This is a genomic window from Proteiniphilum sp. UBA1028, assembly GCF_002316955.1.
Taxonomy (GTDB): domain Bacteria; phylum Bacteroidota; class Bacteroidia; order Bacteroidales; family Dysgonomonadaceae; genus Proteiniphilum.
In genome coordinates this window covers 77932-87005 of sequence record NZ_DCEN01000072.1, presented here as the reverse complement: position 1 = coordinate 87005, position 9074 = coordinate 77932, and the positions used below count along the sequence as shown (strand labels likewise).

Sequence of the window (9074 nt, the reverse complement as noted above, 5' to 3'; positions counted from 1 at the left end):
ACCGGATCGTTGTTGCGATAGAAGTCGGGTGAATAGCGCTGCATATCGTGGCAGGGGTCGAAGTCGGCCGGAATATCAAACGTACCGTTATCGGTATAATTTAATTCCGGATCGGCATATACCTTCTGATAAAAGATGCCGTGGATGGGGAGCGCCATGCTGGCTCCCTGTCCGTAAGCCATCCGGTCGAAGTGGATGGAACGCTCCTCACCGCCTACCCAGCAGCCTGCCACCAGGCTGGGTGTAAACGACATAAACCACCCGTCGGAGTTGTTGTTCGTCGTCCCTGTCTTCCCTCCCATTTGCCCTTTCAGGTTGTAAATTCTGCGCAGACGGCCTCCTGTGCCGCCGTCGACGACGGCTTTCAACATATCGAGCATCTTGTAGGAGGTGGTCTCGCTGAAAATCTCCTTCATCTCCGGCACAAAGGTGGCTACCTCGTTGCCGTAAGAGTCTTCGATACGGGTCACCAACATCGGCTCTACCCGGATACCCCGGTTGATGAAGGAGGAATAGGCACCCACCATTTCATACACCGAGGCGTCGTTGGGACCCAGCGCCAGGGAGACCACAGGGTCGGCTGGAGTCTTCAAGCCGAACGACTGCAACATCCGTGCGAAGGCGTAGGGAGAGAACTGCTTCATCAGGTAGGCTGTCACCCAGTTGCTGGAGTTTTGCAAACCCCATTTTATTGAAACAAACTGACCGCTGCTATGGCCCGGATTTCGGGGAGTCCATTCCTCGCCCGTTTCCGTGATCAGGGTCACGGGGCCGTGTATCATGCCGTCGCAGGGAGTCATTCCTTCTTCCATGGCCAGCGTGTAGAGGTAGGGTTTGATGGTCGACCCGATCTGGCGTTTGCCCGTGGTGACCATGTCGTACTTGAAGTATTTAAAATCGGGACCGCCCACATAGGCTTTCACGTGGCCGGTAAGGGGATCCATCGCCATAAATCCGGTACGCAGAAAGTTTTTGTGGTAGCGGATGGAATCCCAGGGGGTCATCACTGTGTCCACCTCCCGTTGATCCCAGGAAAAGACTTTCATTTCCACCGGTTCTTCCTTGAAGTTTTTGAGAATGCCGGCTTCGCTGAAACCGGATTTCTTCAGTATGCGATACCGATCGGTCTGCTTCATGGCGGCCGTCATCAATCCCTCCACCTGGTCACTTACCTCGCTGGAGTAGGGTGCATACTTCTTGCCCGCTTTTTCCCGGAAGAACTGTTTCTGAAGATACCCTCCCATATGTTCCCGGACAGCTGCTTCCGCATGACGCTGCATCCTTGAGTTGATGGTGGAATAGATCTTGAGTCCGTCGGTGTAGATGTCGTACGTGGAGCCGTCGGCTTTCTTGTTTTTTTTGCACCAGCCATACAGCGGATTTTCTTCCCAGGAGAGAGAGTCTTCCGTGAACTGTTGCCGCTGCCAGGAAGCATAATTCTTCCGGTTGGGCTTGTCGGCCATCATCATCTTTGCCAGGTGCTGCCGGTAGTAGGGGGCGGCAATATCCACATGGTCAGAACGGTTGAAGTCAATTTCCAGGGGGAGTTGTTTCAATGAATCGGCCTCTTGCCTTGAGAGATGACCGGCTTTGTGCATTTGTGAAAATACCACGTTGCGTCTCTCGCGGGTGACATCGGGGCGCCGAACGGGATTATAGAGGGATGAATTTTTCAACATGCCAATCAACATGGCCGCCTCTTCCACTTTCAGTTCGCCGGGCCTTTTGTTGAAATAGGTGCGTGCTGCCGATTCAATTCCTACGGCATTGTAGTTGAAATCGTATTTATTCAGATAGAGATTAACGATCTCGTCTTTCGTATAATATCGCTCCAGCTTCGCGGCAATCACCCATTCTACCGGCTTCTGAAACAAACGTTGAAGCTTGTTGCTCGCGCGAGGGGAATAGAGCAGCTTGGCCAGCTGCTGGGTGATGGTGCTGCCACCGCCGCTTTCCGACTGGTTCAGGATTACCGTCTTGAATACGGCTCTGCCCAGTCCGATGATGTCTATGCCGGAGTGGGAGTAGTAGCGGATATCTTCTGTGGAGATCAGGGCGTTGATGAGGTGAGGCGATAACTCGGAGTAATCCACCATTATGCGATTGTCATCGCTTTCTGAATAGGTGAAGAGCAGCTCGTTGTCGGAGGAGATTACCTGCGATGCATATTTATCGATCGGATTCTCCAGCTCGTCGATGTCGGGCAAATAACCCAGAGCTCCGGTGGAAACGAGCAGGAAAAACAGCGCTGCTCCTGCTACAATGAGCCCGAAGAGGGACCACATTGCTTTTACAATGTCGTATTTATCCGGTTTGCTTTTAACTTTGGATCTGTTGTGTAGCGTCTTTTTTTTCTTGCCCATACGTTCCTGAAATCTCTATTTGCTGTTTGAACTTTTCAAAAGTTCGCTGCAAAATTACACAAAAGCATTGATAACAAGAAGGAAGAAGTATTAAAAATAGTTTCCCTCCTGGTTTAGCCAAATCTTGCCACCGGAGCCATTTTAAAATCTGAATGTGAAACCTCCCGAGGCATTCAGGCCCTGCGCAGGATGTCCGTACCAGATGTCGTACTTTTGAGACAGTATATTGTTGACCCTCACATTGAGAGAGAAGGCATCGGTGATTTCGTAAGCTGCACCCAAGTTGAGGTCGTTGATGGCATCCATTTCTTTTTCAGTACCCTCATAATAGCTCCACCGGTCACCGGCATAATAATAATTGAGGGTGAACTTCAGGCTTTGGGTTATCTCCAAAGAAGAGCGCAAGTCTATTTCAACCCCCGGTTTGTTGTAAGCTTTGGGATCGGCTACCAGCCCTCCGTTGATTGTCATGTCGGTCACGTCATAGAAATTCTTCTTCAAACGGAGCGACACATCCAGTGGTGCCCAGATGTTCGACTGGATCACCCCTCCAATATGAGAGTGAGTCAGGCTGCCGTACACCGGAGATAAAACTTCCCTGAAGGGGCCCAGGGCATCTCCTCCGATCACCTCCTGACCGTGATGAATGAGGAAGTGTGCATTATCTGTTTTCCGGAAACCGCCAAACAGATCGATGCGGAATCCGTTGGCTTCCCCAATTTTTATTCCGCCGTCAATGTCTACAATGGAGAATGCAGGTTTTACGGAGGAGTAGGGAAGGAAATAACGCGATTCGTCCATCATCTCCAGGAAGGTGTTGTTTTGAAAGCCTCCGTGGATGTTGGCATAAAGCGAAGTGCGGCCGGTTAGCCCCAGATGCAGCTTCACGTTTGGAACCACGCGGACTCTTATCTTGTCGGCATCCTGAAATAGCACGTCTGCACCCAGTCGTGCACTCCGGTTTAATCCTCCGAAACGGATATAAGGAGAGGCATTTATCAGAAAATAATTGTCGAAATTGCCCTGATAAAAGGTGGTGAAAAGGCTTCCGTCTACCCCAACCTTGGTGTTGAAGTCCCTAAAAGGCTTGTTGAATCCGGCCATGGCATTCAGCTGATTTCCCCTGATGGGTTCGCCGTCCTTCGCATAACCGAACTTGGTAGAGAAATTACGAAAGTCGATGGATCCACTGTAATTGAGCCGGTCCGACTCCTTCGACTGAAGACCCAGGTGGGCATTGAGGACTCCTAAGCGCTGGCTTTCATTATCAAAATATCGCTCATGTCCGAAGGTGTTCCCGTAATAATTAAAGAGGGAGTGCAGGTAAGACAGATGCATGTTGAGCCACAAAGCATCCGCTTCGTGGCGGTAAGCCAGTTTGCCCAGATTATCCATGATGTAAGCGGTGTTGCCTGCCGGGTCCGATTCCTGAACATAATTTATATCCCCGTTGGTGGAGTTGTGCAGAAAAGTAAATGCCAGGTTGTGTTTTGTCTGGTCTACCAGCCTGTATCCAAAGGCTCCATCCATATTGGCGTAGTTGCCGGCATGAAAGGAGAGGTAACCCTTTTTGAGGCTGTAAGGGATTTCCGTCATGATGCCGGCAGGGCGGGGCAAGGCTATTTCCAGGGGTGGGGTAGTACGTCCTGCCCAAGAGGAGTAGTTGGTGTTGGCTTTTTGCACCACAGGCTCCCGGAGCGCTGGAAGCGAGTTGATCTTATCGGCATCCAGCAGGGTGGGGTTGAAGTCGCGTTCCAGCTCCAGTTGTCTCCGCAGCAATGAATCCTGCGTCTGGGCTGTTAAGCCGGCAGTAAATGCAAATGCTGCTATTGCAATATATACTTTCTTCATATGCTTTATTTTCGTTTGTATGGCTACTTTGTCCGTTCCGGATTTATCTCTTTCGTGTTTATTGAAGCCTTTCGTTGATCATTTGCTGAATATCGGCTTCGTTGCCCTTGTAGTTTGTCTTCAGGCTTTCCAGATACTGTCGTGCCTGAAATTCATCGCCTTTGGCACGGTATGTATCCGATAGCACGATGAGAGCACGCGCCATCCAGTACTGATGGGGTGTTCCTTTTTGCATAAACTCTTTCACCTGTGCTTCGGCCCGGTCGTACGATTTCCACCGGTAGTAGGTGTCGGCAAGGATGAATTGTGCTTCAGCGCCATAGATGCTGCGGGTGTCGTTGGCCACGAACTGAAAGTCGGACATGGCATTGTCGTTCTCTTTTACCTGCAGATATGCCTTGCCTCTCAGGTACCTCGCTTCGGTCACCGTCTCCGGGGAAAGGCCGCTGTTGGCCAGTAATTCTGTGGCGGCCCTTGCTGCTTCGTGGTAGGCTCCCAGCTGTGTTTGTGTGCGTACCACCCCCATCTGGCCCGTTTGTTTGTTGGCCGCGTTTCTGGCCACATTGGCAAGACGCGAATAGTCGGCCAGTGCCTGTCGGTAGTTTTTGTTTTTGAACTCTGCTTGTGCAGCGTAGATGAGTGCATTGTCGAGAAACTTCATGTTGCCGGCATCAATCACTCTGCGGAAGTGCGAAAGAGCCTGTTGTTCGTTCCTTTTTTCTTCCGCCATCATGCCAAGGTAGTAGTGTGCATCGCTGCTGTAAGCTCCGTTGGGATAGGTTTGCAGGTATCTGTTCATGGCCGCTTCCGCATCCGAACGGTTGCCCCGCATATACACACTTTCTGCAGCCAGGTAGGTGAGTGAATCCTGCCGCGACGGCGTGATGCGCATTCCACCGGGGAGTGAGTTCGCGTAGCCCACATACGTCTGAATGTCGTTCATGTCGCGATATACCGTTTCCATGGAAACCAGCGCATTGCGGGCATCGTCCGATCCCGGAAAGTGGGTGATCACATTTTTGTATGCGGCGATGCTCTGTGGATAATTTCCTGTGTTATAATAGAGCTGTCCCAGCTGTACGCCGCCCTGTGAGGCGAGCGGACTCCTGGGAAAATCGTTTACCAGCCGCTGTAATACCGCGATCGCCTCATTTTCCCGGTTGAGCATGGTGAGAGCCCTGCTCTTTTCGTAGAGCGCATCGTCAAAATACTGCGAATTGGGATATTGTCGCATCAGGTTGTCGAGTGCCGTGATTTTTCCCGGATAGTTGCGTTGCAGCCCCATCACGAAAGCACGCTGATAGGCAGCGTAGTCTGCAGCACCGGGATTTGCGTCGGCTGCCTGCGCGTAATATCGTTCTGCTTCACCGAAATTACGGTTGAAGTAATAGCTGTCGCCTATGCGATTGAGTGCATCAGCATACTCGTCTTTTCTGCGGTCTGCCTCGGAAGAAAGGTAGCGCTCAAAGGCGGGCACAGCCTGCCCGTACTGCTGTTGTTTAAAAAGTGCGTATCCAAGGTTGTACCAGCCCAGGGCATAGTTCTCATCCCCCGGGGTGGCATTTTGCGTAAACTGCCGGAAGTCGGTAGCGGCATTTGCATAGTTGCCCATGCGGTACCAGGATTCTCCCCTCCAGTAATAGGCGCTGTTACGCGCCTTGTTGTCGTAGCTTCCCATGCCGATGCTGTTGTTGAAGTACTGCACAGCCTCGTTCATACTTCCGTTGATAAACTCCTGGGCGCCCAGTTGGAAGAGAACCATCTGTTTTGCTTCCAGGATGCGCCGTCCCGGGTTTTTTATGCGTTCGATGGCTTTCAGCGCAGCCTGATAATCTTTGGTGGTGAGGAATGTCTCCGCCAGGATGTCGTTTACCTGATTCGTGTAGGGAGAGTTGGGATATTCCCGGAGAAAATTTTCAAAGAGGGTGATCGACTCGCTGAAGACAGAGAAATTTGTCTGATGCGCCAGCAATGCGTAGTTGAACAGGGCTGTTTCTCTTACCTGCGGGTCGAAATTCTGCCTCGAAGCTGCCTCAAAGGCCATCTGTGCCTGTTGCTTCTGGTTAAGCTTCAGGTAGGTTTGCCCCAGCTGTAACTGCGCATTCTGTGTCAGTGCATCGGCTACTCCTGCTGCCTGCTGAAACATGGCAGCTGCTTCGTTCCATCTGCCGGTCTCAGAGTAAGACAATCCCAGAAAATAGGCATCGCCACGCAGGGGCTTTTCGATGTGCGCGAGATAATCCTCGTAATGAGGTATTGCCCGGGAAGGCTGCCCCAGACGGTAGTAGCTGTTGCCGAGCACGCGATGCATTTCAGGTTGATGGCTGCTTTGGGGATAACGGCTCACGAATGACCCGGCAAGGCGCACGGCATCGTCGATCCTCCCGTCGAAAAAAGCAGCCTGTGCCGTATAGAAAGCGACCTCCTCCTGATATTCCGGATGGTCTTTTAGCCGCTGAAAACGTTGCAATGCGGCAGTATAGTTCTTGTTCGAATAGTCGATGTAACCCAGGTAGAAGTCCGCCGCATCCCTGTATTTGCTGCTGTTCTGGAAAAGTAGCCCGAAGAAGCGTGTCGCTTCTTCTTTATTGCCTAGCTGCAGCTCGGTGTATCCTGTGCGGAAGCTATATTCTTCCTGCTCCGGAAGAGTCAGATAATCCAGATCGGCCATGTTGAACCATATTCTCGCTGCCTCCCATTCTTTTTGGTCGTAATAATAGGAGCCGATAAGAAAACTTATCTCATGGCGGTGCATCGTTTCGGGATGGGTATCGAGAAACTTCTTTAACTCCTCGCCGCTTCTTTCGTGTCCCCGGCGGAACGACGAAACAGCCATCATGTATGCTGCTTCCTCTTTCAGGGTAGCGTCGGCACTTGCTTGTGTAAATTCAGCCAGCAGATCCTGTGCTCCTGTATAATTCCCTTCAAGAAACATCTCCTTGCCGCGGTTAAACAGATCCTCGGGTTGGGCATGGTATCTTGTCTTCTGAGCCATGAACGTCTGTGTGATAAGGACTAGGGTAAACAGTAAGATGATTTTCTTCATATTCTGGATTGTTAATTTTCACGCGGTGATTTCAGCAATATCTCCGTTATTCCTGTTTTCACGCTTTATTCTTTATTTCCGATAATAATTTTTCTACTCCTTTCCGGATCGACACCAACCCAAACCGGGCCGGATCAAGCCTGTCGTACGCAATAAAATGCAGTTCCGACACATCATCCCGGGCATGCATACCGTCGAAGCCGTTTACCCTGCAACGAAAAAACATATCCACGGTATGCACTTCAAAGCCCGAATATACATAAATATTCGGAATTGAGAAGAGGTATTGCACCGAAGTAACAGTCAGGGCCGTTTCTTCCTCAACTTCCCTGCTTGCTGCTTCTTCGGCAGTCTCGTACATGTCGATAAAGCCTCCGGGTAAATCGAGGGTGCCTTTTGCCGGTTCTTTCGCTCTGCGTGCAACCAAAATCTCTCCTTCTGGATTCTCGATGACCGCTACCACTGCGGCAGATGAGTTAAAGTAGTAAACAAATCCACAATCGGCACATCTTTTCGATTTTTCGTTATTCTCCGCGAAGTGTGCCGCGCCGCATTTCGGACAGAATTGAAATTGGTGTAAAGGATGCTTCATTCATTTTCGATTTGCAAATGCAATGACTGACAAGTTAAGAAGTATATATGTTAGCTGGCAGTCAGCGTGTTGTTGTTATCTCCCTTCGGAGGCTATTTCTGGGTAACCTCTACAACTTTTGTACCCGGAAGCTCCCGGTTGCGTTTGTCGACAGCCACCACCAGGCTGTCGGCAAGTGCCGAGAAGGCCATCCCGGTAATGCTGTCGGCATTCAGCGCTACAGGCCGTCCGTCGTCGCCTCCTTCCCGGATGCTTTGTACGATGGGTATCTGGCCCAGCAGAGCAAATCCCTGTTCTTCGGCCAACCTCTTGCATCCTTCTTTTCCGAAAATATAATACCTGTTCTCCGGCAGCTCGGCAGGTGTGAACCAGGCCATGTTTTCCACCAGCCCCAGAATAGGCACATTTACCTTGTCGGCTGTGAACATGCTGATGCCCTTTCGTGCGTCGGCCAGTGCCACCTCCTGGGGGGTGCTCACGATCACAGCTCCGGTGATGGGCAGCGTCTGCACCAGCGTGAGATGGATATCGCTTGTGCCGGGGGGAAAGTCGATGAGGAAATAATCGAGCTCACCCCAATAGGCATCTCCGATAAGCTGCTTCAGGGCGTTGCTGGCCATGGCGCCGCGCCAGACGACTGCATCCGATTTGTTGACGAAAAAGCCGATGGAGAGCATCTTCACCCCATAATTTTCGATGGGGACCATCATGTCGCGCCCTTCAATATGTTCCATCGTCGGCCCCTGATCTTCCACGTCGAACATCTTCGGTACCGAGGGGCCGAAAATATCGGCATCCAGCAGACCCACTTTATATCCTTTTTGGGCTAATGCCACGGCAAGGTTAGTACAGACAGTGCTTTTCCCAACGCCTCCCTTTCCGGAAGCAACAGCGATGATGTTCTTAACTCCGGGTAGAAGGTCGGGCAGGGCAGGGCGGGGAGCCTGTCTGGATTGCACGGAAATGTTTCCTTTGATGTCGATATCATTGTCGGCATATGTGAGAATGGCCTGTTCGGCCATTTTTACCACCGATTTGATGAAGGGGTCGTTGACTTTTTCGGTGATGAGCGAGAAGCTCACTTTCATGCCATCAATGCGTATATTGTCGGCGACCATGCCGGCAGAAACAATGTCCTGTCCCGTTCCAGGGTAGCGCACATTTTTCAGTGCGTCGATTATTAACTGGGGATATATTGCCATAATATTTTAGTTTTCAGCTC

5 protein-coding genes are annotated in these 9074 nt (G+C 51.1%); all 5 read right to left on the bottom strand.

What is annotated here, in order from left to right; genetic code table 11:
• On the bottom strand, nucleotides 1-2285 hold a 2285-nt coding region (locus tag B3Z75_RS12490; protein ID WP_294072215.1), incomplete at its 3' end, for a transglycosylase domain-containing protein.
• Between the two features lie 219 nt (nucleotides 2286-2504).
• On the bottom strand, nucleotides 2505-4214 hold the full coding sequence (locus tag B3Z75_RS12485) for a hypothetical protein (protein ID WP_294072177.1): 1710 nt from the start codon (nucleotides 4212-4214) through the stop codon (nucleotides 2505-2507).
• Nucleotides 4215-4272: 58 nt separating this feature from the next.
• Nucleotides 4273-7260 (bottom strand): tetratricopeptide repeat protein, encoded by a 2988-nt coding sequence (locus B3Z75_RS12480; protein WP_294072174.1) that lies wholly within the window; start codon nucleotides 7258-7260, stop codon nucleotides 4273-4275.
• Between the two features lie 58 nt (nucleotides 7261-7318).
• A complete protein-coding gene (locus tag B3Z75_RS12475; protein ID WP_294072172.1) occupies nucleotides 7319-7852 on the bottom strand; it encodes an NUDIX domain-containing protein in 534 nt (177 codons plus the stop codon).
• Nucleotides 7853-7944: 92 nt separating this feature from the next.
• Entirely contained in the window at nucleotides 7945-9054 is a 1110-nt protein-coding gene (locus B3Z75_RS12470; RefSeq protein ID WP_294072169.1) for an Mrp/NBP35 family ATP-binding protein, read from the bottom strand.
• Nucleotides 9055-9074 lie beyond the last annotated feature (20 nt).

Bases quoted from the DNA above. Each gene is read 5' to 3' on its own strand.
- B3Z75_RS12485 (WP_294072177.1), bottom strand. From the start codon at position 4,214: ATGAAGAAAGTATATATTGCAATAGCAGCATTTGCATTTACTGCCGGC.
- B3Z75_RS12480 (WP_294072174.1), bottom strand. From the start codon at position 7,260: ATGAAGAAAATCATCTTACTGTTTACCCTAGTCCTTATCACACAGACG.
- B3Z75_RS12475 (WP_294072172.1), bottom strand. From the start codon at position 7,852: ATGAAGCATCCTTTACACCAATTTCAATTCTGTCCGAAATGCGGCGCG.
- B3Z75_RS12470 (WP_294072169.1), bottom strand. From the start codon at position 9,054: ATGGCAATATATCCCCAGTTAATAATCGACGCACTGAAAAATGTGCGC.